This is a genomic window from Mesorhizobium sp. 10J20-29 (assembly GCF_054130485.1).
On sequence record NZ_CP199156.1, the window covers coordinates 1,949,298 to 1,973,854 of the forward strand.

General features: G+C 66.9%; 23 protein-coding genes. 6 read left to right on the top strand and 17 right to left on the bottom strand.

Features of this window, described 5'->3' with window-relative positions:
- Positions 1-38: 38 nt before the first annotated feature.
- The 4 genes from ACT2BZ_RS09345 to ACT2BZ_RS09360 form a co-directional block, all read right to left on the bottom strand.
- Complete coding sequence (locus ACT2BZ_RS09345) at positions 39-1,136, bottom strand: ABC transporter ATP-binding protein (RefSeq protein ID WP_457940650.1); 1,098 nt, start codon at positions 1,134-1,136, stop codon at positions 39-41.
- A 5-nt stretch (positions 1,137-1,141) separates the two neighbouring features.
- Complete coding sequence (locus tag ACT2BZ_RS09350; protein WP_457940651.1) at positions 1,142-2,083, bottom strand: carbohydrate ABC transporter permease; 942 nt, start codon at positions 2,081-2,083, stop codon at positions 1,142-1,144.
- Complete coding sequence (locus tag ACT2BZ_RS09355; protein WP_457941262.1) at positions 2,076-2,981, bottom strand: carbohydrate ABC transporter permease; 906 nt, start codon at positions 2,979-2,981, stop codon at positions 2,076-2,078. The genes ACT2BZ_RS09350 and ACT2BZ_RS09355 overlap by 8 nt, the downstream gene beginning before the upstream one ends.
- A 69-nt stretch (positions 2,982-3,050) precedes the next feature.
- Positions 3,051-4,289 (bottom strand): ABC transporter substrate-binding protein, encoded by a 1,239-nt coding sequence (locus ACT2BZ_RS09360; RefSeq protein ID WP_457940652.1) that lies wholly within the window; start codon positions 4,287-4,289, stop codon positions 3,051-3,053.
- Between the two features lie 387 nt (positions 4,290-4,676).
- On the opposite strand from ACT2BZ_RS09360, the gene ACT2BZ_RS09365 reads away from it, so the two are divergent.
- On the top strand, positions 4,677-5,726 hold the full coding sequence (locus ACT2BZ_RS09365) for a LacI family DNA-binding transcriptional regulator (RefSeq protein WP_457940654.1): 1,050 nt from the start codon (positions 4,677-4,679) through the stop codon (positions 5,724-5,726).
- A gap of 27 nt (positions 5,727-5,753) precedes the next feature.
- Here the strand turns inward: ACT2BZ_RS09365 and ACT2BZ_RS09370 are convergent, their stop codons facing one another.
- From ACT2BZ_RS09370 to ACT2BZ_RS09385, 4 genes are all read right to left on the bottom strand, one after another.
- Complete coding sequence (locus ACT2BZ_RS09370) at positions 5,754-6,149, bottom strand: VOC family protein (protein ID WP_457940656.1); 396 nt, start codon at positions 6,147-6,149, stop codon at positions 5,754-5,756.
- A gap of 13 nt (positions 6,150-6,162) precedes the next feature.
- The gene (locus ACT2BZ_RS09375) at positions 6,163-6,636 is read right to left on the bottom strand and encodes an SRPBCC family protein (RefSeq protein WP_457941263.1); all 474 of its coding nucleotides are present in this window, start codon (positions 6,634-6,636) and stop codon (positions 6,163-6,165) included.
- A 112-nt stretch (positions 6,637-6,748) separates the two neighbouring features.
- Positions 6,749-8,023 carry an RNA polymerase sigma factor gene (locus tag ACT2BZ_RS09380; RefSeq protein ID WP_457940657.1) on the bottom strand — a complete coding sequence of 425 codons (1,275 nt, stop codon included), beginning with the start codon at positions 8,021-8,023 and terminating at the stop codon, positions 6,749-6,751.
- The gene (locus tag ACT2BZ_RS09385) at positions 8,020-8,394 is read right to left on the bottom strand and encodes a YciI family protein (protein ID WP_457940659.1); all 375 of its coding nucleotides are present in this window, start codon (positions 8,392-8,394) and stop codon (positions 8,020-8,022) included. The genes ACT2BZ_RS09380 and ACT2BZ_RS09385 overlap by 4 nt, the downstream gene beginning before the upstream one ends.
- A gap of 143 nt (positions 8,395-8,537) precedes the next feature.
- On the opposite strand from ACT2BZ_RS09385, the gene ACT2BZ_RS09390 reads away from it, so the two are divergent.
- The gene (locus ACT2BZ_RS09390; RefSeq protein WP_457940660.1) at positions 8,538-9,569 is read left to right on the top strand and encodes a trans-3-hydroxy-L-proline dehydratase; all 1,032 of its coding nucleotides are present in this window, start codon (positions 8,538-8,540) and stop codon (positions 9,567-9,569) included.
- Between the two features lie 7 nt (positions 9,570-9,576).
- On the opposite strand, the gene ACT2BZ_RS09395 is transcribed toward ACT2BZ_RS09390, so the two are convergent.
- The 4 genes from ACT2BZ_RS09395 to ACT2BZ_RS09410 form a co-directional block, all read right to left on the bottom strand.
- Positions 9,577-9,759: a hypothetical protein gene (locus ACT2BZ_RS09395; RefSeq protein WP_457940662.1), complete on the bottom strand. Its 183-nt coding sequence runs from the start codon at positions 9,757-9,759 to the stop codon at positions 9,577-9,579.
- Between the two features lie 3 nt (positions 9,760-9,762).
- On the bottom strand, positions 9,763-10,164 hold the full coding sequence (locus ACT2BZ_RS09400; RefSeq protein ID WP_457940663.1) for a hypothetical protein: 402 nt from the start codon (positions 10,162-10,164) through the stop codon (positions 9,763-9,765).
- Positions 10,164-10,397 (bottom strand): hypothetical protein, encoded by a 234-nt coding sequence (locus ACT2BZ_RS09405; protein WP_457940665.1) that lies wholly within the window; start codon positions 10,395-10,397, stop codon positions 10,164-10,166. Before ACT2BZ_RS09405 ends, ACT2BZ_RS09400 begins: the two co-directional genes overlap by 1 nt.
- A 131-nt stretch (positions 10,398-10,528) precedes the next feature.
- Positions 10,529-10,738, bottom strand: a complete 210-nt coding sequence (locus ACT2BZ_RS09410) for a cold-shock protein (RefSeq protein WP_457940666.1) — start codon at positions 10,736-10,738, stop codon at positions 10,529-10,531.
- Positions 10,739-11,323: 585 nt separating this feature from the next.
- Between ACT2BZ_RS09410 and ACT2BZ_RS09415 the strand changes: the two genes are divergently transcribed.
- Together ACT2BZ_RS09415 and ACT2BZ_RS09420 are read left to right on the top strand one after the other, a co-directional pair.
- The gene (locus ACT2BZ_RS09415; RefSeq protein WP_457940667.1) at positions 11,324-13,291 is read left to right on the top strand and encodes a hypothetical protein; all 1,968 of its coding nucleotides are present in this window, start codon (positions 11,324-11,326) and stop codon (positions 13,289-13,291) included.
- Positions 13,292-13,302: 11 nt separating this feature from the next.
- Complete coding sequence (locus tag ACT2BZ_RS09420) at positions 13,303-17,001, top strand: DUF7929 domain-containing protein (protein ID WP_457940668.1); 3,699 nt, start codon at positions 13,303-13,305, stop codon at positions 16,999-17,001.
- Between the two features lie 67 nt (positions 17,002-17,068).
- Here the strand turns inward: ACT2BZ_RS09420 and ACT2BZ_RS09425 are convergent, their stop codons facing one another.
- On the bottom strand, positions 17,069-18,526 hold the full coding sequence (locus ACT2BZ_RS09425) for an MFS transporter (RefSeq protein WP_457940669.1): 1,458 nt from the start codon (positions 18,524-18,526) through the stop codon (positions 17,069-17,071).
- Positions 18,527-18,653: 127 nt separating this feature from the next.
- Here ACT2BZ_RS09425 and ACT2BZ_RS09430 point away from each other — a divergent pair, with 127 nt between their 5' ends.
- A complete protein-coding gene (locus ACT2BZ_RS09430) occupies positions 18,654-19,544 on the top strand; it encodes a LysR family transcriptional regulator (RefSeq protein ID WP_457940670.1) in 891 nt (296 codons plus the stop codon).
- Positions 19,545-19,552: 8 nt separating this feature from the next.
- Here ACT2BZ_RS09430 and nagA read toward each other — a convergent pair whose 3' ends face one another.
- From nagA to ACT2BZ_RS09450, 4 genes are read right to left on the bottom strand one after another with little or no spacing between them, the layout of a single operon-like run.
- Positions 19,553-20,725, bottom strand: coding sequence for an N-acetylglucosamine-6-phosphate deacetylase (gene nagA, locus ACT2BZ_RS09435; protein ID WP_457940671.1), 1,173 nt, complete (start codon positions 20,723-20,725; stop codon positions 19,553-19,555).
- Positions 20,722-21,750: an SIS domain-containing protein gene (locus ACT2BZ_RS09440; RefSeq protein ID WP_457940672.1), complete on the bottom strand. Its 1,029-nt coding sequence runs from the start codon at positions 21,748-21,750 to the stop codon at positions 20,722-20,724. Before ACT2BZ_RS09440 ends, nagA begins: the two co-directional genes overlap by 4 nt.
- Complete coding sequence (locus ACT2BZ_RS09445) at positions 21,747-22,535, bottom strand: GntR family transcriptional regulator (RefSeq protein ID WP_457940673.1); 789 nt, start codon at positions 22,533-22,535, stop codon at positions 21,747-21,749. The genes ACT2BZ_RS09440 and ACT2BZ_RS09445 overlap by 4 nt, the downstream gene beginning before the upstream one ends.
- Positions 22,528-23,403, bottom strand: a complete 876-nt coding sequence (locus ACT2BZ_RS09450) for a BadF/BadG/BcrA/BcrD ATPase family protein (RefSeq protein ID WP_457940674.1) — start codon at positions 23,401-23,403, stop codon at positions 22,528-22,530. The genes ACT2BZ_RS09445 and ACT2BZ_RS09450 overlap by 8 nt, the downstream gene beginning before the upstream one ends.
- Positions 23,404-23,599: 196 nt before the next feature.
- Between ACT2BZ_RS09450 and ACT2BZ_RS09455 the strand changes: the two genes are divergently transcribed.
- Positions 23,600-24,535 carry an N-acetylmuramic acid 6-phosphate etherase gene (locus ACT2BZ_RS09455; RefSeq protein ID WP_457940675.1) on the top strand — a complete coding sequence of 312 codons (936 nt, stop codon included), beginning with the start codon at positions 23,600-23,602 and terminating at the stop codon, positions 24,533-24,535.
- The last annotated feature ends 22 nt before the right edge of the window (positions 24,536-24,557 follow it).

The window sequence follows — 24,557 nt, forward strand, 5'->3', positions numbered from 1 at the left end:
GAGTTCCTTCCAAGAATGCCTCGGGCCCGGGAGGCCGGCTAGAGTCTCTCGCCCGATGCCGCATCGAACAGCGATGCGTTCATCGGATCGAATCCTATTGTCACGTTTTCCCCGACGCGCGGCGTGCGCTCGGAGGAAACGCGGATGGTCAGCGCCTGCTTTCCGAGCCGCGACCAGACCAGCGTGTCGGAGCCCATCGGTTCGACGATCTCGACGGGCGCGGTGGCGGTGAACGGCCAGTCCTCGCCGCTGTTGACCGCGACATGCTCCGGCCGGATGCCGAAGGTCGCCGGTCCGGCTTTCGCGCCTGCCTTGTCGAACTCGTAACGCGCAAGCGGGATGTCGAGCCCGTCGAAGCGGAAATGCGCCCCGCCGTCCTTCAGGGCAACCTCGCCCTCGATGAAATTCATGCCCGGCGAGCCGATGAAGTCGGCGACGTAACGGTTGACCGGCCGGCTGTAGATGGTCTGCGGCGCGTCGAGCTGCTGGATCAGGCCGCTGCGCATCACCGCGATGCGGTCGGCCAGCGTCATCGCCTCGATCTGGTCGTGCGTGACGTAGATCATCGTGTTGGCGAGCTTCTGGTGCAGCCGCTTGATCTCGACGCGCAGTTCCGAACGCAGCTTGGCGTCGAGGTTGGACAGCGGTTCGTCGAACAGGAAGACGTCGACGTCGCGCACCAGCGCCCGGCCGATGGCGACGCGCTGGCGCTGGCCGCCCGACAGCTGCGACGGCTTGCGGTCGAGCAGCGGCTCGATCTGCAGTACGTCGGCGGTGCGCGCGACGCGCTTGGCGATCTCGTCCTTGGCGACGCCCGCCGTCTTCAGCCCGAAGCTGAGATTGCCCCTCACCGACATCTGCGGATAGAGCGCATAGGACTGGAACACCATGCCGATGCCGCGGTCCTTGGGCTCTTCCCAGGTGACGTTCTTGCCCTTGATGTGGATCTGCCCGTCGGTGACGTCCATCAGCCCGGCGATGCAGTTGAGCAGGGTCGACTTGCCGCAGCCGGACGGTCCGAGCAGCACCAGGAACTCGCCGTCCTGGACGTCGAGATCGAGGTTCTTCAGCACCGAGACGGTGCCGAAGTTCAGAGACAGGTTGCGGATGGAGACGCTGACGTCGGTGCTTTCCATGCCGCTCATCCCTTCACCGCGCCGGCCGCGATGCCGCGGACGAACAGTTTGCCCGAAACGAAATAGACGATCAGCGGCACCAGGCCGGTCAGGATGGTTGCGGCCATGTTGACGTTGTACTCCTTCACGCCTTGCACGGAATTTACGATGTTGTTGAGCTGCACGGTCATCGGGTAGGTATCGGGCTTGGTGTAGATCACGCCGAACAGGAAGTCGTTCCAGATGCCGGTGATCTGCAGGATGATGGCGACCACGAAGATCGGCAGCGCCATCGGCAGCATGATGACGAAATAGATGCGCCAGAAACCGGCGCCGTCGACGCGCGCAGCCTTGAAGAGTTCCTCCGGCACCGAGCTGAAGTAGTTGCGGAAGAGCAGCGTCAGGATCGGCATGCCGAAGATCGAATGCACGATGACGAGGCCCCAGAGCGTGCCGTAGAGGCCCATCTCGCGCAGCAGGATGACGATCGGGTAGATCATCACCTGGTAGGGAATGAACGCGCCGACGATCAGGATGGTGAAGAAGGTGTCGGCGCCCTTGAAGCGCCAGTTGGCGAGCGCATAGCCGTTCACCGAGGCCACCGCGATCGAGAAGATCACCGAGGGCACGGTGATCTGCACCGAGTTCCAGAAGCCGCGGGAGAGCCCGTCGCAGTTCAGCCCGGTGCATGCCGTCGCCCAGGCCTTAACCCAGGGCTCGAAGGTGATCTCGACCGGCGGCGAAAAGATGTTGCCGAGGCGGATCTCGGGCATTCCCTTCAGCGAGGTCACGATCATCACGTAGAGCGGGATGAGGTAATAGACGGCAACCACGATCAGCGTGCCGTAGAGAAAGATGTTGCGCCGCGACAGCACGCGGCGCGGCTTGGCGCCGCGCGGGCCGGACAGCTGGCCGGCGGCCGGATCGATGCCGACGGCGACCGTGTTGAGGGTTTGCACGTCAGCCACGCTTCTTCCCTCCGAACTCGAGATAGGCCCATGGCACGACGATGATCGCCACCGACAGCAGCATCATGGTCGATGCGGCAAAGCCCTGGCCGAGATTCTGGGCGAGGAACATGTAGTCGTAGACATATTTTGCCGGCACCTCGGAGGCGCCGCCCGGGCCGCCGCTCGTCTGCGCCACGACCAGGTCGTAGAGACGCACGATGCCCGAGGCGATGATGACGAGCGTGGTGATGAACACCGGACGCATCATCGGGATGACGATGAACAGATAGGTCTTCCAGGTCGGGATGCCGTCGACGCGAGCGGCCTTCCAGATATCCTCGTCGATGCCGCGCAGGCCGGCCAGCATCAGGCACATGATCAGACCGGTGCCCTGCCACAGCCCGGCGATCAGGATGCCGTAGATGACGATCTGCTGGTCATAGAGCGGATTGAAGTTGAAACTTTCCCAGCCGAGGCTGCGCACGATGTGCTGCACGCCGAAATCGGGATTGAGGATCCACTGCCAGGTCAGTCCCGTGACGACGAAGGACAGCGCGAAGGGGTAGAGGAAGATCGTCCGGAACACGCTCTCGAAACGGATCTTCTGGTCGAGCAGCGCGGCAAGGATGAAGCCGATGACCAGCGAGAAGATCAGCGACAGCACGCCGTAGACGAGCAGGTTCTCGATCGAGGTGAACCAGCGCGACTGCGACCACAGGCGCTCATACTGGTCGAGCCCGACGAACTTCAGGCGCGGCAGCAGCTTGGAGTTGGTGAAGGAGTAGACGATCGTCCACGCCGTGCCGCCGAGAAAGACGACGAGCGCGGTCAGGATCATCGGCAGCGAGGCGATCTTGGCGTTCAGGTTCCTGAACAGCTGGCTCGGGCGGCGGGTCGTGGTTCCGCTGATGCTCATCATGGGCTCCGGCTGCGCGCGGACAGGCCGGTCCGCTTGCGGATCGGCCTGTCGCGTTTGGCGATAAGATCAGTCGGCGGACGCGATGATGGCCGCGTAGCGCTTCTGAGCTTCTTCCGGTGTCATCGAGGGCGTCTTGAAGAACTCGACGAACAGGTCGTTGAGCTGGTTGTTGGTGTCCTCGGTGTTGAGCTGGTTGGTGTCGGGGATGATGTTGCCCTTGGCGAGGATGTCGAGGCCCTTCTTCATGCAGTCATTGGCTGCCGAGACATCGACGTCGCCGCGCACCGGCACGGAACCCTTCTTCAGGTTGAACGCAACCTGCGTGGACGCGTTCAGCATCGTCGATGCCAGCACTTCCTGGGCTGCGGTCTTGTCGGCATCGTCCAGCTTCGGGAAGTAGAACGAGTCGCCGCCCGTCGAGATCAGCTGGTTGACGCCGAGGCCCGGCAGGCAGGTGTAGTCCTTGCCGGCGACCTGTCCGGCCACCTGGAACTCGCCCTGCGCCCAGTCGCCCATGATCTGTCCGCCGGCCTGGCCGGTGATGACGAGGTTGGTCGCCTGGTTCCAGTCCTGGACGTTCGACTTGGCCGACATCTTGCGCGCGTCGTCGGCGGCCTTGAACACTTTCGCGATCTCGGGCCCTGCGGCCACTTCCGCGTCGTGGTCCTGGTAGACTTTCAGGAAGACGTCCTTGCCGGCGATGGCCGGGATCAGCACGTTGAACGTGCCGGTCGTCTGCCAGGACTGGCCGCCGATGGCGAGCGGGATCTTGCCGGCCTTCTCGAGTGCGGGCCCGGCGGCGACGAATTCGTCCCAGTTGGTCGGAACCGGCACGCCGGCATCCTCGAACGCCTTGTTGGAAAGCCACAGCCACTGCCAGGAGTGGATGTTGACCGGCACGCAGTAGACCTTGCCGTCGACCGTGCAGCCTTCGAGCAGGCTGGCCGGACGGATGAAGTCCTTCCAGCCCTCTTTGGCGGCCAGATCGGTGAAGTCGCGCATCAGGCCGGCTTCGACCAGTTCCTCGGCCTGGCGGCCGGTGTTGAACTGCGTTGCGGCCATCGGCGAGCCGCCGGTGATGCGGCTGACCATGACCGGCCGCGCCGTGCTGCCGCCGCCAGCGATGGCGCCGTCGACCCATTTGTTGCCGGTGGCGTCAAACGCCTTGGCGAATTCGGCGACAGCCGCTGCTTCGCCGCCCGACGTCCACCAGTGGGTGACCTCGAGGTCGGCTGCTCCGGCTGGTGCTGCCAGTGTGATGGCTGTCGACGCGGCAAGCGCGGCGGCCAGGAAATGATAACGCATTTATACTCCTCCCAGAATCTGAAACGTTACAGATCGGAGGATAGGGGAGGCATTTCGGAATCGCAATGCGCAAATCGGCGTAGAGCCGAATTTTTTCGAATGTCGAACTAATGGCGCAGGCCCGCCGGCATGTTTCGGCATCCGGTCAAACTCTGCTGCAATGCAATAAAACTGGCCTCTTTAACCCTGTAAGCCGCTGATCCTGCACCCGTTTGCACTGCGAAACAACCACCGCTCGACTGCCTGGGCTCTTGCGCCTCCGACTGCGCCCTGAGGGCAACAGGAGTCAGTACTGTAACGTTACAGAACTTGCCTCGGCCCGATTTCCCGTTCACTGTGCGTCAACAACGTTGCCGCTTGCGGCACCGGCGGTTAAGAGGCGGGACAATGAACAAGCCGCATGACCCAGCGTCCGACATGCCCGCACCGTCGGGCGCCGGCCGGCCGACCCTGAAGACGATCGCCTTCATGACCGGCCTGGCCGTCACCACCGTGTCGCGCGCGCTGAAGGATGCGCCGGAAATCGGCGAGGAGACGCGCCGCCGCGTGCAGCTCGTCGCGCGCCAGGTCGGCTACCGGCCGAACCGCGCCGGCGTTCGCCTGCGCACCGGCAAGACCAATGTCATCAGCCTGGTTCTCAACACCGAGGAGCAGATCGGCGGCTTCGTCTCCGACATGATCTACGGCATATCCGAGCAGCTCGCCCAGACGCCCTACCACCTGATCGTGACGCCCTATTCGCGCAACAACGATCCGCTCGAGCCGGTGCGCTATGTTGTCGAGACCGGTTCGGCCGACGGCATCATCATCTCGCGCACCGAACCGGACGACAAGCGCGTCCGCTACATGATCGAGCGCGGCTTTCCCTTCTCCGCCCATGGCCGCACCAACATGGGCGTGGCGCATCCCTTCCACGATTTCGACAACTACGCCTTCGCCAGCGAGGCCGTCGCCAGGCTCGCCGCGCTCGGCCGCCACAGGCTGGCGCTGCTCGCGCCGCCCTCGGCGCTGAGCTACCACCGCCACATGCGCGACGGCTTTTCAGACGCGCTGGCCGAGCACGGGCTGGACGAGGTCGCCTTCGACAACGTCACCGTCGATCACTCGATCGACCAGATCCGCGCCCGCACCCTGCAGCTGATGCAGCGCCCCAACCGGCCGGACGGCATCGTCAGCGGCGCCGGCGGCGCCACCTTCGCGCTCGTCGCCGGCATCGAGGACGCCGGCCTGAAACTCAGCGAGGACATCGACATCGTCTCCAAGCAGTCGGCCAATCTCCTGCACCTGTTCCGGCCGCAGCTTCTGGTCGTCAACGAGAACATCAGGCTGGCCGGGCGCGAGCTCGCGCGCAACGTCGTGGGCGCCATCGACGGCGCGCCCACCGAGGCCCTGCAGAGCCTCACCCAGCCAGGCCCCGTCGTCTCGTTCACGGATTAGGCGAACCCCGCCGTTTTGCGGGAGCGGTCAGGCCGGCCCGACGATGCCCCAATGCACCCCGAACGGGTCCCTGAGCTGGCCGTATTTGTCGCCCCAGAACTCGACCTTGATCGGATGCACGATCTCCGCGCCGGCTTCTGTCGCTCGATTCCACCACGCGTCGGCGTCGTCGACGACCAGATGCAGCACGATGTTTTTCGGGGCGTCCTGCATGGTGCCATATTCGGGAAAGGGGTCGTTGAACATCATCGACCCGCCATTGATCTCGACATGCACATGCATCGACCGCCCGTCCGGGTTCTCTCTTCGGTCGATCAGGCGGGCGCCGAAGGCCTTCTCGTAGAAAGCAGTCGCTGCCTTGCTGTCGCTGACGGTGAAATAGGCGATCACGCCGGGGATCGCCTTTGTCTTCTGGTCGGCCATCGGGTTTCTCCTTTCAGAATGTCTTCAGCAGTTCCGCAAGCTGGTCGGCGCACTGGCCCCAGCCCTCGTGAAAGCCCATCGTCTCGTGCGCCTCGCGGTCTTCGGCGGTCCAGTGGCGCGCCAGCGCGGTGTATTTCGTCTTGCCGTCCGGTTCCTCCTCGAAGCTCAGGATGACCGTCATGAACGGCTTGTCGGATGGCACCCAGGCGCTGGTATAGGCATCGGTGAAGACGATCTTCCGGTTCGGCACCACCTCCAGGTAGACGCCCTCGCTCGGATGGTCGTTGCCCTCGGGGTCGCGCATCACCACGAGCGTACTGCCGCCTGGCCGCGGGTCGGTCCGGGCGCCCGATACGCTCCATGGCCGCGGCGCGAACCATTGCTTGATGAGCTTGGGCTCGGTCCATGCGCGAAACAGCTTTTCGGCCGGCGCGTCGAACAGGCGCGTCAGCACGAGGTCGCGATTGGTGGACGGATTGACCTGCATGTTCACGATTGTTCTCCCTGCTTATGCTGTGCACCTAGGACGGCCCGGCATCGGCGATTCCGACAGGGCCTCGTCAGGAATTGCCAAGAGGGGTCGCAGCCCGCGAAAGGGATCAGCCCGGCGAGGCGCCTGCAATGCTGTCGTCGGTCTCGCGTTCGAGCCTGTCGAGATGCATGCGGATATGGGTGGCCTCGGCGGTCGTGTTGGCAAGCGCGATGGCGCGGGCAAAGGCCTCGCGCGCCTCGGCACGCCGCCCTAGCTGCATCAGCAACCCGCCCTTGACGCCGAAGAAATGGAAATAGCCCGACAGCCGTGCCTCGAGCGGCTCGATCATCGCCAGTGCCTCTGAAGGACCGCGCGCCTTGGACACGGCGACGGCGCGGTTCAGCGTGATGACGGGCGACGGCTGCAACCGCTCCAGCGCGCCGTAAAGCAGGTCGATCTGCGCCCAGTCGGTGTCTTCGGGCCGCTTGGCGCGCGCGTGCAGCGCAGCGATCGCCGCCTGGATCTGGTACGGGCCGGGCCGGTGGTGGCGGATCGCCTTGTCGATCAGCGCCAGCCCCTCGGCGATCATCTTGTGGTTCCACAGGCCACGGTCCTGGTCTTCCAGCAGCACGACCGCGCCATCGCCGTCAAACCGGGCCGCCGCCCGCGCGTGCTGCAGCAGCATCAGCGCGGCCAGCCCCATGATCTCGGGCTCGGACTGGAACAGCTTGAGCAGAAGCCGCGCGAGGCGGATCGCCTCGTCGCAGAGCGGCAGGCGCATCGCCGCGTCGCCGCCGCTCGCCGAATAGCCTTCGTTGAAGACGAGATAGATCATCGCGGCAACCGCCCCGAGGCGCTCGGATCGCTCCACCGCGCCCGGCGCCTCGAACGGCACGCCGGCCTGCGCGACCTTCGCCTTGGCGCGCGTGATGCGCTGCTCCATGGCGCTCTCGCCGACCAGGAAGGCGCGCGCGATCTGCTTCACCGACAGCCCCGACACGATGCGCAGCGCCAGCGCCACCTGCTGCGTCGCCGGCAGGTCGGGGTGGCAGCAGACGAAGAGCAGTCGCAGGATGTCGTCGCGATAGTCGGAATCGTCGAGCCGCGCGGCGATCTCCTCCTCGGCATCGTCGAGATCGGACAATGCCTGTTCGTCGGGCAATGGCTGGTTGCGCGCGCTGCGGCGCACCGCGTCGATGGCGGCATTGCGTCCGACGAAGATCAGCCAGGCGACGGGATCGCGCGGCGGCCCGTTCTTCGGCCATGCCTTCAATGCCCTGAGGCAGGCGTCCTGGAATGCCTCCTCGGCCGTGTCGAGGTCGCGGAAATAGCGCAGCAGGGCGGCTACCACGCGCGGTCGCGCGGAGCTCAGTGCCTGGCTGATCCATTCCATGTCTGTCATGCGGGCAACGTCCAGGGATGGAAGATCCCGATGGGCCGTATCTCGTAGGAGCCGGGTCCCGGGTTGGCTTCGGTCAGTTCGCGCGCGATGTCGAGCGCCTCGTCGAGCGAGGCGCAGTCGACGACGTAGAAGCCGAGCAGCTGTTCCTTGGTCTCGGCAAACGGGCCGTCGAGCACCAGCGGCTCGTCCTTGCCCTTGCGCAGCGTGGTGGCTGCGGTCGTCGGCAGCAGGCGCAGCACCGGGCCGAGGCGACCCTCCTTATGCAGGCGTTCCTGGATCGTCAGGAGGCGCGCCATGCAGGCCTCGTCCTCTTCCTTGGTCCATGATCCGACGACGTCTTCGTCGCTGTAGCAGAGAATGGCGTATTGCATGTGGTATCGGCTCCCTTTCGAAGGACGAAAGGGTAGAGCCAACCCCGACAATGCGTCGAGATTATTTCGCGACCGCCGCGCCATTGCATGCGGCGCGAAGCCGAACCAAACTGTCCGTCGACACGTCTCATGCCGGGTGAACCATGCGCTCCACGAAAGTCGTCCATGTCGTAAGCTGCCACGCCGAAGGCGAAGTCGGTGACGTCATCGTCGGAGGCGTCGCACCGCCGCCGGGCGACACGCTGTGGCAGCAGAGCCGCTTCATCGCCGGCGACCAGGCCCTGCGCAACTTCGTGCTCAACGAGCCGCGCGGCGGCGTCTTTCGCCATGTGAACCTGCTGGTGCCGCCGAAAGACCCCCGCGCCGCGATGGGCTTCATCATCATGGAGCCGGAGGACACGCCGCCCATGTCCGGGTCGAACTCGATCTGCGTGGCCACCGTGCTGCTCGACAGCGGCATCGTGCCGATGACCGAGCCGCTAACCCGCATGACGCTCGAGGCGCCGGGCGGGCTTATCGATGTCGTGGCCGAGTGCCACAACGGCAAGGCCGTGCGCATCACCGTCACCAACGTGCCGTCCTTCGCGGCAAAGCTCGGCGCGAAGCTGGAAGTGCCCGGCCTCGGTACGCTGCAGGTCGATACCGCCTATGGCGGTGACAGCTTCGTCATCGTCAGCGCCGAGAAGCTCGGCTTCGAGCTCGACGACAGCGAGGCGCGGCAGCTTGCCGAAACCGGCATGAAGATCACCGCCGCAGCCAACGAGCAGCTCGGCTTCTCCCATCCCGGCAACACCGGCTGGGATCATATATCGTTCTGCGCCTTCGCTGGTCCGGTCTACACCGAGGACGGCGAGCCGATGACGCGCTCGGCGGTCGCCATCAGGCCGGGCAAGATCGACCGTTCGCCGACCGGCACGGCGGTTTCGGCGCGCATGGCGGTGATGCATGCCCGCGGCGAGCTGCAGGTCGGCCAGAGCCTGACCGCGGTCTCGATCATCGGTTCGCGCTTTGTCGGCAGGATCGTCGGCGAGACGGACATCAACGGGCACAGGGCCATCGTTCCGTCGGTCTCGGGCAGGGCGTGGATCACCGGTACGCACCAGCACATGCTGGATCCCGACGACCCCTGGCCGGGCGGCTATCGGCTGACCGACACCTGGCCCGCGATGGGCTGAACCCGGCTCAGAATTTTCGGGACTTGCGCTTCTTCGGGGCCGGCTTGGCCAGCGAGGGGAACAGTTCGGAATCGCCGTCGCTCGTCACGGCGTCCGCATCTTTTGGCGCCGCGGACGGCACCGGCGCCTTGACGGCCTTGCCTGGCTTGTCGTCAAGCGGCAGGTCCTTGCTGGTGAACTTGATGGCCATGGCTCAGTCGTCGAAATCGTGGCGCGGCTTGTCGCTCGGATTGCGCAGCCTGCCGATCAGCGCCATCACGGCGGTAATGTTCATTTCCTCGGGCGACCAGTTCCTGGTCTCCTCGATGTGCTTCGGCGCCAGTTCGCGATGCGTGCTGCCGCTATAGGCGGCATCCGACGTCACCGTGCTCTGCTTTGTCTTGGCATCTTCGGAGATGTATTCGATCAGGTAATTGGGGCATTCGGGCCGGCCGCGAACGCCGATCCTCACCTGCGCGTCGCCATGCGCGCGCTTGCAGCGCTCCAGCTTCTCGAGCACACGGCGGACATATTCGACCGGACGGTCGAGCGTGCCTGCAACGTCGGCAATGGTGGAATCCCCGGGGATTGTCGTCACGGTCGCGCGGCGGGCCATCAGCGCTTGGTCCCGCGTTTTGCAGGCGCGCTGGCCTTGGCGATTTCGGCGGCGGCAAGTTCCTCGGCTTCTTTCTCGAGGCGCAATTCGCGCAGCCGTGCCGTCTTGGCCTCGCGCGCCTGGCTGGCGGCGTCCTGCTCGGAAAGAATCCGGTTGAGCGACAGCATCTGCGTCTGCGTCTTGCTGAACATGGTTTCCGCGTGGTCGCGGCTCTTGCGTGAGTTCTCGGTCAAGCTTGTGTCCTCTGGGTGATGTAGCGGGTCACCGCTACGAAAAAGGCCAGGCAAAAAAGCCTGACCTCTCTGTTGGCATTCACGCTGCCGGTGCCGGTACATCCGCGGTCATCGGCGCTGTTGAATGCCGTCTAGACTGCTTGCAGCTGGTCGGCTGCCATCTTGCCCGACTTGTTGTCGCGGACCATTTCGTAGCTGAGCTTCTGCCCTTCCACGATGTCGCGCATTCCGGCGCGCTCGACGGCCGAGATGTGAACGAAGACGTCGGCGCCGCCGTCGTCAGGCTGGATGAAGCCGAAGCCCTTGGTGGCGTTGAACCATTTTACTGTGCCGGTGCTCATGTCGAACCCCTTTCATTGGCATATTATCGCGCTGCCTTGCGAATGCAGGGCGGCATCTAGTCTCGATTTTTGAAGAGGAAGTTCGTCAACCGCGCGCCTCGACGCGCATGAGCAAAAGTCGTGCAAACCAATAATCGATTGAAAAACCATATACATTTTTCGTTCCCGAGTCAAATATTTGTATTCAGCCGCGCGAATTCTTTGCCCCGGCGACGAGCGAAGCTTCTTCTTTCGGGTGCCGCCGGCGACAGGGCCGGCGATTGCGATGAACCTTTCCAGGTCCCGCTGCGACTGACCTCCAGGCGCCGCAATGGTGCGGCCCTGGAAAGGAAGCACCCCATGACCAGAAACACGAAGTGTTGCGGGTCACCGGGATCGTCCGGCATGCAACGCAGCCACCGTCGTCGAGACGGCCTGGCGGCGGAGCATGTCGGACCGATTGCGTTGACCCAGCGTAATACCCGTCGTAACGTTCCGCCCGGGGACGTACAAATCGCAAAGGGAGATAGTGCCGGACAAGCGTGCTTGGCACCTGGTAGCGCGATTCCCCCGGCATTCTTTCCCCGCCACCACGGGAGAAGAAGCATGCCCTCCAACCGCGGAGCCCGGCCTTCCTTCGCTTCGTCCGCCGGCCAATTGAGCAGGACGCTTGCCGCCGGCAGCGGCCTGATGGCCCTGGCGCTCGGCGCGAGCCTGTGGCTGGCAAGTCCCGGCCACGCGCAGGACGCCCGGATCATCCAGCCCGGATCGATGGCGGTGACCGGTTTTTCCGGCACCTGGATCCCCGGTTTCGATGAGGGTCTGCCGCCCGGCGTCGATCCGGTCGAGGAAACCTTCATCGACACGTCGCGCGCAACCCTGCGCGTTTTCGACGTTTCGGTGCTCGGCGCTCCGTCCGGCCAGGTCGTCTACACGCCGCAGCCCTTCGAGGTGCTGGCCAGCCAGATCGGCCAGGTCTTCGGCCTCGCCTACGACGACGGCGTGCGCGACGGCGAGCCCTCGGGCGTTCCCGACCTCTACGCCGCGGCCACCTCGCTGCACGGCATCCGCATCGTCACGCCCGACGCCGACGATGACGGCCGGCCCGAACGCGAGCGGCGCGGCATTGCCGGCGCCAGCTTCATGGACGGCCAGTTTGGCCTCGAGAACGGAGGCGGTCCCGGCACCATCTGGCGCATCGACGGCATCACCGGCGCCGTCTCGCTGTTTGCCGACATCGAGTCCAACAGCGGGCCCGGCATCGGCAACATCGCCTTCGACAGGTCGCACCGGCAGTTCTTCGCCAGCGATCTCGACAGTGGCCTGATCCACCGCATCGACGCCGACGGCGCCGTCATCGACAGTTTCGATCACGGTGTTGACGGGCGTCCGGCGCGTGGTCTCGACGCCGTCGCCGACGATGGCGCGGTGATGGACATCCAGGGCGCGGCCTTCGACAGCGAGGACCCCGACAGCTGGGGCTTCACGCAGGACGAGCGCCGCGTCTGGGGCGTCGCCGTGCATGGCGGCCGCGTCTACTACGCGGTCGGCGAGGCGGCGGAAATCTGGTCGGTCGGCCTGACGCGCGAAGGCGAATTCGCCGGTGATGCGCGCTGGGAACTGACGGTCGAGGCCGACAAGGACCTTGCCGTCACCGACATCGCCTTCGACAGCCGGGGCTTCATGTACCTGGCGCAGCGCGGCGAGACCGAGAACCGCTTCAACTATTCGCAGTTCGCCGATTCCGGCAAGGGCGAGGTGATCCGCTACTGGCGCGAAAGCCCCGACGATCCGGAAACGGAATCGATCTGGGTGCCGGTGCCGCAGGAATACGCGGTCGGATTTCCCGAGGGCAACCGCCAGTCGGCGGGCGGCCTCGACCTGCAATACGGCTATGACAGCGAGGGCTACTTCAACCGCAACGCCTGTTCGGTCACCCTCGTCAAGACCGGCGACAAGCTGCGCGACAACCCCGCACTTGCCGACCAGCTCGCCGCCGGTGGCCCGCTCGCCGTCAACGGCGTGCAGATCACGGCGACCTCGCTGGTCAAGCCGCAGAACGTGCCGCCCTTCGGCTCGTGGTTCGTCGATTTTGATTCCTTCTACGAGGATCCCGAGGTCGAGGGCCATGTCGGCGATGTCGAGGTCTGGCATCCCTGCGACGGCCGCGCCGGCTACTATGAGGATATCCCGGGAGGCTACCTGCCGCCCTATTATCCGCCGGAGTTTCCGCCGGACGGCGATCTGCCACCCTGTCTCGATGTCGAGGACGTGCAGTATTTCTGTACGCCGGCCGGCCTCGAGGCCGATCTCTATCTCCATGACCAGGCCGGCATTGGCGGCGATACGATCATGGCTGACTCCAGGACGCCCGGCGTCGGGGTGACCCCGCCCGTGCAGACGCAGGCTCCCGGACTGCCATACACGATCGGCATCACCGGCCATTTCCCGGGCGACAGGGTCGATGTCGGGCTCTGCTTCTACAAGCAGTCCGACGCCGATGCGGGAGGGTACTACCCCTGCTGCAAGGTGACGCTGCCGCTTGAGACCCCAGCCATCAGCTGCGAACCGTGAGGGAGGAAAAGATGAGCAATCTCGCACTTTTCCCGCTCGACGCGGGCAGCAAGCCAACCGTCATGGAGACGATCATGAAACCCCTGTCATACGCCGCGCGCCCAGCGCGCTGGCTGATGGCGGCAGGGCTCGCGCTCGCCGCCATGCATGCGCCGCAGGCCTCGGCCCAGACGACCGAGCTGTCCGGCGGACTCAATGTCGAGAAGGGTGGTCATCCGAATCCCCCGTCGGGAGAGGCCCTGCCCTTCTTCGAAAAGACCGGCGTCCAGCGCGACTGCGACTACGTCGTCTACAATCTGCGCTTCGGCGCGCGGGGCGATCCGGCGAAGTTCGTCGATCCGGCTTTCGAGGCCAACCTGAAGAATGTCCGGATGGATTTCCTGGACACCCTTCCGGCAGGTCTCGAAATCGTCGACGTCGCCGTGTCGGGTGATGCAACCGACGCCCTTGGCGGGCCGCTTCCGGCGGCCTCCATCTCGACAACGACCAACCCCAACGACACCGCGTCACTCGATGACTTCCGCCTGACCACCGCCGATCTCGACGGTTCGGGCGAAATCGACCGCCGCTATGTCGATATCGTCATCACCGCCAAGATCGACCAGGCGTCGTTCCCGGCGCCGACATTGGTCGACAACCAGGGCTTCGTCACGCTCGGCCTGGCAGGCGGCGTGGTGATGGAAGTTCCCTCGCACGATCCGGCCCTGCCGGATGATGGCGACTTCACGACCGGCGAACCGACATCGATCCTGATCGACGTCACCGGCTGCGAACCTCCCCCGCCACCTCCGCCTCCGGGCGACGACGAGGCCTGCTTCTCGGTCGAGACCGGCGACGTGGACTGCGTGCCCGGTGGCGGCGCCTTCATCTATCACATGCCTGTCGGGCCAGAGCTCGGCGGCAAGTGGGTACAGGTTTCGACGACCACCCCCGGCATCACCATCGAGCCGCCTTTCCAGCTCGCCCCGATCGGCGGTGGCGTCCTGGCATGGACCATCACCGGCGCCCTGCCGGGCGATGTCGTGCATCTCGTGGTCACCGGCATCGACAGCTATGCCGGCCCGGAGGAGGGCGTCGGCCTCTGCTGCACGCAGACCGTCGACATCGTCATTCCGGAGGACCTCGATTGTCCGCCTGAAGAGAAGGAGCCCGACATCCAGGTCGAGAAGCGCGCCGACGTGGCCCGCTGCACGCCCGAGGGTGGTTGCGACTTCACCATCCGGGTCACCAATGTCGGCGACGCCGACTACAACGGCCCGATCGTGCTCGACGAGGTGACGACCCCCGGCAATGCTGCCGTGGTCTCCGGCCCCAACGCACCCTGGGCCTGCGTGCCGATGGTCAGCCCGATGAGCTGCACCCATCCGGCCACGACGCTCGCTCCCGGCGAGTTCGTCGAGCTCAAGCTCGGCTTCGCACCGGGCGCCGGGTGGGACTGGAACACCATCCGCAACTGCGCGGAGTACGACTACACCGCCAGCGGCAAGCCGGAAGTCTTCGGCTCGACCGCCAACGACAGGGCCTGCGCCTCGATCCCGATCTGCATTCCCGGACGTGACCGCGAATGCACGCCGCCCGAGGAGAAGCGTGTCGACCTGCGCATCACCAAGGATCCGCGGACATTGTCCTGCAGCGCCGATGGCGTCTGCACGTTCGTCATCCGCGTCTTCAACAACGGTTCCGACCCCTATGTCGGTCCGCTGACGGTGATCGACGACTACCCGACGGGCGTTCCCGCCTCGTCGACCTTCGGACCGACTCCGCCCTGGGCCTGCGGCCCGATCGGTGGCGGCCAGTTCCAGTGCGACCATCCGGGCGTCAATCTCGCGCCGGGTGCCTTCATCCCGCTCGGGGTGACGGCGATCGTGCCGGGCGACTATCCGGGCGATCTCATCCGCAACTGCGCGGAAGTGAACGCGATACCCGGCGAGGCCAACCTCGCCAACAACAAGGCATGCGCAGACATGCGCATCCCGAATCGCGATCCCGGCCAGCCGGCATTGCGCATCCAAAAGACCTGCGACGGCGGCGTTGTCGGCGCAGCCGTGTCGTGCCGCATCACCATCACCAGTACCGGTTCTGCGGCTCCTTCCGGTCCGGTTCGCGTCAATGACGCGGCCACCGTCATCGGTGCCGGCGTGCCGGTCCAGATCCAGACCGTCACTCCTGACGGCGCGGAGTGGACCTGCGGTCCGGTTCCGGCCGACGCGCTGTCGTGCGAAATTCCAGGCGCCGTCATGACGCCCGGAACGAGCCGTCACTTCGACGTCACGGTCAATGCGCCGACGTTCGGACGGTTCGAGAACTGCGCACGCGGTTCCTTCGGTCCCGCCCCGGGAGACGACATCGTCTATCCGTTCGGCGAGGCCTGTGCCCAGGGTGGCACGACCCTCAACGTAGAAAAGACGGGCGACGCGGAATGCCAGCCTGGCGAGCCGTGCACGTTCGAGATCACGATCACCAATGAAGGCCCGTCCGGCTTCTCCGGTCCGGTCCGCATCGGCGACGCGATCGGCGTGGAGGGTCTCGGCAGGCTGGAAGGCGTTCCGATCACCTCGATCGAGCCGCCCTTCGGTTGTTCGCCTGAACCGGCGACGCTGCCCCTGTCGTGCGTCGCCAACATGACGCTCGGCGCCGGCGAAAGCCGTGTCCACAGGATGACGGTTGTCATCCCGGATGACGGTCGCTTCGCCAACCTCAACGGGCCGGCCAACGGACGCAACTGCGTCGGTGTCCTGCCTCCGGCGGTGCCGGTGGCCAGGCAGGGAGCGGCAGCTGCCAATACCGAGCTGGAGCACCAGGGCGATCGTGGCGTTGCCTGCCACCCCTTCACCATCATCAGCGAGGTGGAGAACCAGTGTTCGGAAGGCTTCGTGATGAACGACGCCGGCCGCTGCGTCTGCCCGGAAGGCACCACCTTCCGCAATGGCCAGTGCGTCGGTGGCTCCACCACTGTCCCGATCCCGCAGCCGAGGCCTGATCGCTGCACGCTGCTGCCGGGGCAGATCCGCACCAAGGACGGCCAGTGCGTCTGTCCGCAGGGTACCGATCTGAGGAACGGTCGCTGCGTCGGCGACACGCCGCCGCCTCCGCCTCCGCCCCCGCCGCTGTGCAAGCTGCTGCCGGGACAGATCCGGACCCAGGATGGACGCTGTGTCTGTCCGCGCGGTACGGAGCTCAGGGGCAACCGCTGCGTCAGGGACGTACCCCCGCCGCCGCGTGAGTGCACGCTGCTGCCGGGCCAGATCCGGTTGCAGGACGGGCGTTGCGTCTGTCCGCGTGGCACCAGCCTCGTCAGGGGTGCGTGCCGCAAGGACCAGCCGCCGCAGTGCCGTCTGCTGCCGGGCCAGATCCGGCTGAAGGACGGGAGCTGTGTCTGCCCGCGTGGCACCGAACTGCGCCGCGGCGCCTGCCGCAAGGTCCAGGTCGAATGCCCGAAGGGTACGACGCTGAGGAACGGCCGCTGCGTCAGGATCGAACGTGAGCGCTGCCCGCGCGGCACCGTCGGCACCCCGCCGAACTGCCGCAAGGTGCAGGTGGAGTGCCCGAAGGGTACGACGCTCAGCAACGGTCGCTGCGTGAAGATCGAGCGTCAGCGCTGCCCGCGCGGCACCATCGGCACCCCGCCGAACTGCCGCAAGCTGCAGCTGAACAACAACAGCCGCGACCTGCTGCAGCAGCTGCAGAGGCGACAGAACCAGATTCAGTAGGCACTGAAGTCTGAAGACAAGAGCCCCGCCGGTCCGCCGGCGGGGCTTTTTCTTGTCCGGCTGTGGCTCAGGGCGCGTCGGGCGTCGGCGCCCGGGCAGTGCCGGCGCGGCTTGCCATCCAGATGGCGAACGCCACGCCGACCAGCACCGCCGCGACCGCGAAGGTCACCTGCATCCCCGTTGTCATGGCAGCAGGCTTTGCTGTCCGGATGTCGCTGACGGAAGCAGCAAAGGCGAACACCGCACCCATCACCGAGGCCCCGGTGATCAGCCCGACATTGCGCGACAGGATCAGCAGGCCGGAGATGACGCCCCGCTCGTCCGGCTTCACGTCGCTCATGACCGCGGTGTTGTTGGCCGCCTGGAACAGCTGGTAGCCGGGCGTCATCACGGCGATGGCGGCGATGTAGCCGGCAAGGCCGAAAATGGGCGGCAGCAAGGCCAGCGCGACGCATCCGGCCGCCATCGCGACCAGCCCGATCGTGACCACCGGCTGGGCCTGCAGCCGGTCGACCATGCGCCCGGCCGGCACGCCGCTCAGCGCCGAGATGACCGGGCCGATCGACAGCACGAGGCCCGTCATGGCGGTGCTCAGCCCGAGCGCGCTCGACAGGTAGAAGGGGCCGACGACCAGCGTCGCCATCATCACGGTCGAGACCAGCCCGTTCATTGCCAGGCTGGCGCTGAGCGAGGCCTCGCGCAGCGCCGAGAGCCGGACCAGCGGCGAGGCGACCTTCTTCTGCGCCAGCACGAACAGCCCGACGGCCAGTACGGCGGCCGCTATCAACGCCGCATTGAGCAGGCCGAAGTGTCCGCCGCCGGCCGTCGTCGCCAGCGCGTAGGCGCCGAGCCCCAGCGCCAGGAGCAGGGTGCCGAGGCCGTCGAAGCCTGGGCGTTCGCTGCCGTCCCGGCGGCGGTCGGCTGGCAGGGTTTTCAGCGCCAGCCAGAAGGCGGCGGTGCCGAGCGGCACGTTGACGAGGAAGATCGCCTGCCAGCCGGTTGCGGCAAGCAGCAGGCCGCCGAGCGAGGGCCCGAGCGCCGTTCCCACCGCCGACATGGTGCCGAGCAGCCCCATGGCGCTGCCGGTTCTTTCCCGGGCAACCGCCGAACGCACGAGGCCGATGGTCAGCGCCATCATCACGGCGGCCCCGGCGCCCTGTACCGCCCGCGCCGCAATCAGCATCGGAAGGGCCGGTGAAATCCCGCTGAGCAGCGATGCCGCGGTGAAGACCGCGATACCGGCCAGCATCACCCGCCGGTGACCGAAGATGTCGCCGAGCCGCCCCGCGCTGACGATCAGCGTGGTGATGGCGAGCAGGTAGGCGAGCACCACCCATTGCACCTGCTGGAACGAGGCCGCGAAGGCCTCGGCCAGCGTCGGCAGCGCCACATTGGCTATGCTGGTGCCGAGCGACGAGAGCAGCATGGACAGCGAAAGTCCGGCGAGCGCCCAGCCAACCGGCGGCGTCTTCACGGCTGCTTCGGGGACAGTCACTGCGGACTGCGCGGTCTGGGGTTTCGACATTTGTCTTGTCTCCTGCGGCCCCGGCGCGGGGCTTCCAGAGACCTAGTCGCTTTCCCCGGATTGCGGAACGCGCAGCATCTGCACTCTATTCGTGCATCAAACGCCATGTCATGCTAAACAGGCATGCATGGCCCGACCCGACCTCAACCTGCTTGTCACGCTTGATGTGCTGCTTGCCGAAGGCAGCGTGGCGCGCGCCGCCAAACGCCTGAGGCTCAGCCCCTCGGCGATGAGCCGGGCGCTTTCGCGGCTGCGCGAGACGACCGGCGATCCGCTGCTGGTGCGGGCCGGGCGCGGTCTCGTTCCGACGCCGCGCGCGCTCGAACTGCGCGAGCAGGTCGGCCGGGTGGTCGGCGACGCCGAGGCGATCCTGCGGCCGGCGGAAAAACTCGATCTTGCCAGGCTCGACCGCTCTTTCACGCTGGGTAACAGCGAGGGTTTCGTCGAGACCTTCGGCCCCGCGCTCATCGCCCGCGTCGGCCGCGAGGCACCGGGGGTCAGGCTGACTTTCGTCACCAAGCCCGACCGGGAAAGCACCCGGCTGCGCGATGCATCCGTCGATCTCGAAACCGGCGTCATCGGGCCGGAGATCGGCCCGGAGGTGCGCACGCAGGCGCTTTTCCGCGACCGCTTCATCGCCGCTGTGCGGACCGGTCACCCGCTCGCCGAGCGCGAGGAGCCGGCAAATCTCTATGCGAACGGCCGGCACATCCAGGTCTCGCGCCGCGGCCGCGATGCCGGTCCCCTCGACGACGCGTTGCAGGCGGCGGGGATCAGGCGCGACATCGCCACCACCGTCGGCGGCTTCGCCACCGCGCTGGCGCTGGCGCGTGCTTCCGACCTGATCGCCACCGTGCCCGAGCGCCACACCACGGCAGCGCGTAGTGGCATGCAAAGCTTCGCGCTGCCCTTTGCCATGCCCGAGATCACCGTGTCCCTGCTCTGGCACCCGCGCCTCGACGCCGATCCGGCGCATCGCTGGCTGCGCGGCTGCGTCCGCGAGGCCTGCGCCGGCTGAAGCCTGGCTCAGCCCTCTTCGGCGGCGACGAAGACCTTGCGGCCCTCGATCCAAACGCCGCGCACGTCGAGATTGTTGGAGAGCGCCACGATGTTGGCTGCCGCACCCGGCGTGAAATGGCCGAGCCGCTCGGCCTGCCCGGCGGCCTCGGCCGGGTAGAGCGAGGCCATGCGCAGCGCCTCCGACAATTCCAGCCCGACCGTCTTGTGCATGAAGCGCACAGCCGAGATCATGTCGAGGTCGGCGCCCGCCAGCGTGCCGTCCTCGAGCGTCAGCCGGCCGCCCTCGCGCTTGATGGTGCGGCCGTTGAGCAGGAAGGACGTCATGCCGGTGCCGATAGTCGCCATCGCGTCGGTGACGAGGAAGATATGCCCGGGCCCGCGCTTGGCCCTGACGGCAATCGCGATCGTCGCCGGGTCGACGTGAAAGCCGTCGGCGATCAGCCCGGCCGACAGTCCCGACGTGTCGAGTGCCGCACCCACCAGTCCCGGCTCGCGGCCGGTCAGCGGGCTCATCGCATTGAAGAGATGCGTCACCACGCTGGCGCCGGCATCGGCATGCGCCACCGCCGTCGCATGGCTGGCGTCCGAATGGCCGAGGCTGACGATGATGCCGGCGCCGGCAAGGGCGGCGATCTGCTGCGGCGACACCGATTCCGGCGCCACCGTGGTCAGCAGCACGCGCAGCTCCCTGCGCGCCGCGATCAGCGCCGCCTGGTCGGCCTCCGTCATCGGGCGGATCAGCTGCGGATCATGCGCGCCCTTGCGCCCGATCGACAGGTGCGGCCCCTCGAGATGCAGGCCGAGAAAGCCCGGCACCCGCATGGCGGTCGCCCTGGCGCCGGCGCTAACCGCCGCCGCCGTGATCTCCGGCGTGTCGGTGATCAGCGTCGCCAGCAGCGCGGTCGTGCCGAACTGCGCATGCGCCTTGCAGATCGTTTCGATGCTCTCGAGCGATGGCCGGTCGTTCAGCATCACGCCGCCGCCGCCATTCACCTGCAGGTCGACGAAGCCCGGCGCCAGCATGCCGGCGCCCGATTCCGTGATCTGCGTCGCATAGGGCGTCTGGTAGCGTTCCATCACCGCTTCCACCAGCCCGTCGCGCACCATCAGCACGGCGTCGCGCAGCCAGAACTCGCCGTCGAAGATCCAGGGTGCCGCAAGGGCGAAGCTGTCGCTCATAGCGTCTCCGTCACCTTGCGCAGGTTGGGCGGCTGGTCGGGGTTGAGCCCGAGCCGCACGGCAAAGGCCTCGACGAAGGCATAGAAGGAGACGATCAGCGCCAGCGGATCGGTCAGCGGATGGCCGGTGGCGGCATGCGGCAGCATCGCGGCCTGCTTCGAAAGGCGCGAGGTGATGAAGGCCGCTGCACCCTTGCCGGCCAGCGTGTCTGCGGCCGCGGCGATGGAGGCCTCGGAAGCGTCCCGCGCGGCCAGCGCCAGCACCGGAAAGCCCGGCCCGACCAGCGCCAGCGGCCCGTGCATCACTTCCGCCGCGCTGTAGGCCTCGGCATGCATCGAGCAGGTTTCCTTGAACTTCAGCGCCGCCTCGGCGGCGATCGCCGTCGAGGGTCCGCGCCCCAGGATGAACAGCGACGTCTCGCCCGACAGCGCCGCGCCGATCTCCATCCAGTCGCAGTCGATGGCGTCCTGGAAATACGCCGGCAGCCGGTGCAGCGCGGCCAGCAGTTCCTCGTCGTCCGTCCAGTGCGCCAGGAGCAGCAGGCCGGCCAGCGCCGAATTGACGAAGCTCTTGGTCGCCGCGACGCTCGTCTCCGCCCCCGCCATGATGTCGATAGCGTGGTCGGACGTCGCAGCCAGTGGCGATCCGGCGGTGTTGGTCAGCCCGATGGTCAGCGCCCCGCCATCCCGCGCGCCTTCGGCCATCGCCACGATGTCGGGGCTCTTGCCCGATTGCGAGACGCTGATGCAGGCCGAGCCGCGCAGCCTGAGCTTCGCGCCGTAGATCGAGGCGATGGAGGGCCCGAGCGAGGCCACCGGCACGCCGGCCGACAGCTCGACGGCGTATTTCAGGAACGAGGCGGCGTGGTCCGACGAGCCGCGCGCCACCGTTGTGAGAAAGCGTGGCGACAGGTCGCGCAGGTGCTTGCCCGCGGCGGTCAGCGCGCCGCCCGAGGCGTCGAGCAGGCGAGCGGCCGCATCAGGGATCTCGGCGATCTCGCGCCGCATCTGCGTCGTCTTGGTCATGCAGCGCCCCCGCTGCCGTCGGGCGCGTCCGGCAGGCGCAGCTCGACGACGAAATCATAGGTGTCGGCACGATAGACCGAACGGGTGAACTCCACCACCTTGCCGCTCGGCAGGTAGGAGATGCGTTCAATGTTGAGGCTGGCCGAACCTGCCGGCACGGCGAGCAGCTTCGCATCGGCTTCGCCCAGATTGGCGGCTGAGATGCGCTGCACGGCGCGCGTCGGCCGCTGCCCTGTCTTTTCCAGCGCCGCATAGAGCGAGGCGTCGATCTTCTCGGGCTCGGGCAGCACGCTTGCCGACAGCGAGGCGCGCTCGATGGCGAGCGGCGTGCCGTTGGCCATGCGGATGCGGCTGACGCGCGCCACCGGCTCGCTGGCCGTCAGCCCGAGCGCCATCATCTCGTCGGGCGAGGGCGCGTAGAGGCCGCGATCGAGCCAGGTCGATTCCACGCTCAGCCCGCGCCGCGCCATGTCTTCGGTAAACGAGGTCAGCCGCGACAGCGACTGTTCGACTCGGCCAAGCCGCGGCGCCACGAAGGTGCCCGAACCGTGGCGCTGCACCAGCACGCCGCCCCGCACGAGGCTCTGCACCGCCTTGCGCACGGTCACCCGCGACACGTCGGCCTTGATGGCGATGTCGCGCTCGGAAGGCAGCGCGTCGCCCGGCCCGATGATGCCGGCATTGACCGCCGCCTCGATGCTCTTCTTCAGCTGCAGGTAGAGTGGCGCGCCCTTTTGCGGCGCGTCGCGCACGCTGCCGAAGATCTGGTCCGCGACGTCAGTCATTTTCGGGCCCGCCGTAGAGCCGCGCGGCCATCGCCACCGCGCCGCCCAGCGCGTCCTGCATCGGCGGCTTCAGCATCGTCTGGAAGCGCGGCGCGAGCCTCGCCGCATAGATCGGCGCCAGCCCGCCGAGCAGGCAGAGCGGCGCCTTGCCGTCGAGGCCGAGCGCATCGAGCGACGCCTCGACGTCGGCCACCGCCTTTGCGACGATCGCCTGCGCCACCGCGTCGCCGCGCCCGGCATGCTCGAAGACCTTGGGTGCGAAACCGCCGAAATCGCCGGGGCTTGCCGTCGTGGTGAATTCGACCAGCACCTGCGGGTCGTTGCGGAACACCTTCATGATCTCGCCGGTCAGCGGCGAGGCGGCGCGGATGCCGTCATGCGCCAGCAGCGTCTGTTCGAGCAGGTCGCGCCCGACGCGTGCGCCGCTGCCCTGGTCGCCGACCTGAAAACCCCAGCCGCCGATGGCGCGCGAGGCGGCGTCCTTGCGCACCATGTAGGCGGTACCGGTGCCGAGGATCGCCATGGCCCCGTCGCCGGCGCCAACCGCGCCCTCGAGCGCGATCAGCGCGTCGGTCTCGACGCGCGACGAGCCGAAAGGCAGGATGGTTTCGAGCTGCTGCGCATAGGTGCCGACATTGGCGCCGGCCAGCCCGAGCACAGCCGGTGTCTGGGAGATCAGCGCGGGGTCGGCGCCGGCATCGGCGAAGGCGCGCTCCGCCGCCTCGACGATGTGGGCGCGCGCGCCCGAGAGATCGGTACGCACATTGGCGGCACCGCTCTTGCCGCGCCCGACGATCTCGCCCGTCGCCTTCGCAAGCGCTGACCTGCAACCTGTTCCGCCGCCGTCGATGCCGAGCACAAAGCGCAATGGAAGCCCTCCTGCGCGGATAATACCAATAAAATACCAATAGCCAAGGCTTAATTTTGCTTGATGAAACGTTAAGGCATATTTTATTGAATTTACGGGACTTTCGGGCGCAAAGTCAGCCGGCTGCGGAGGAAATCGTTAACGCCGCTGGACAAGTGGTATTTTTTTGGTATCGTCTGTGGCAAGGAGAAAACCAATGGCGCAATTGCGGACCGAAGCATTGCATGAACACGCGGAAGGGCTTGACATGCAGCCGCCTGCGGCCGTTCTCGGTTTTCTCGCCGACGCCCAGGTCGAAGCCGCCCGCAGCGTGCAGGGTGCCATATCTCAGATCGCGGCCGCGGCCGCCATCGCAGCCGAGTGCCTGGGCAGTGGCGGCCGGATTGCCTATGCGGCGGCCGGCAGTTCCGGCCTGATGGCGCTGGCCGACGGGCTCGAACTCCCCGGCACCTACGGCATTACCCGCGACCGCATCGTCATCCTGCTTGCCGGCGGCGCCGCTGCCTTCCACGACCTGCCGGGCGGCCCCGAGGACGACGCCGTTCAGGCCGCGAAGGAGGTCGCCGATGCCGGTCTCACGTCGGGCGACTGCCTGATTGCGGTCTCGGCGAGCGGCACCACGCCCTATGCGGTTGGCGCGCTTGAGGAGGCAGCGCGCCGCGGCGTGCGCACCATCGCCATCGCCAACAATCCCGGCACGCCGCTGCTGGAAAAGGCCGAGGCGCCGATCCTGCTCGCCACGCCGCCCGAGCTCATCGCCGGCTCGACCCGCATGGGCGCCGGCACGGCCCAGAAGATCGCGCTCAACATGTTGTCGACGCTCGCCGCCATCCATCTCGGCCACGTCCACGACGGCTACATGGTCAATCTGCTGGCCGACAATCTGAAGCTGAAGGGCCGCGCCGCGCGCATCGTCGCCGCGGTTGCCGGCTGCAGCGAGGCCGACGCTCGCACGGCGCTGGAAAAGACCGGCGGCGCGGTCAAGCCGGCGATCCTGGTCGCGGCAGGCGCCGCCGATCGCGCGGCCGCCGAAAAGCTTCTCGCAGGGACCGGCGGCCGCGTGCGGCCGGCTCTCGCAACATTTGAGGGAAGCCGGGAGCAGCGCTCCCGGTCCGCCAACAACCGAACCTGAAACAGGTCAACAGGGAGACTGA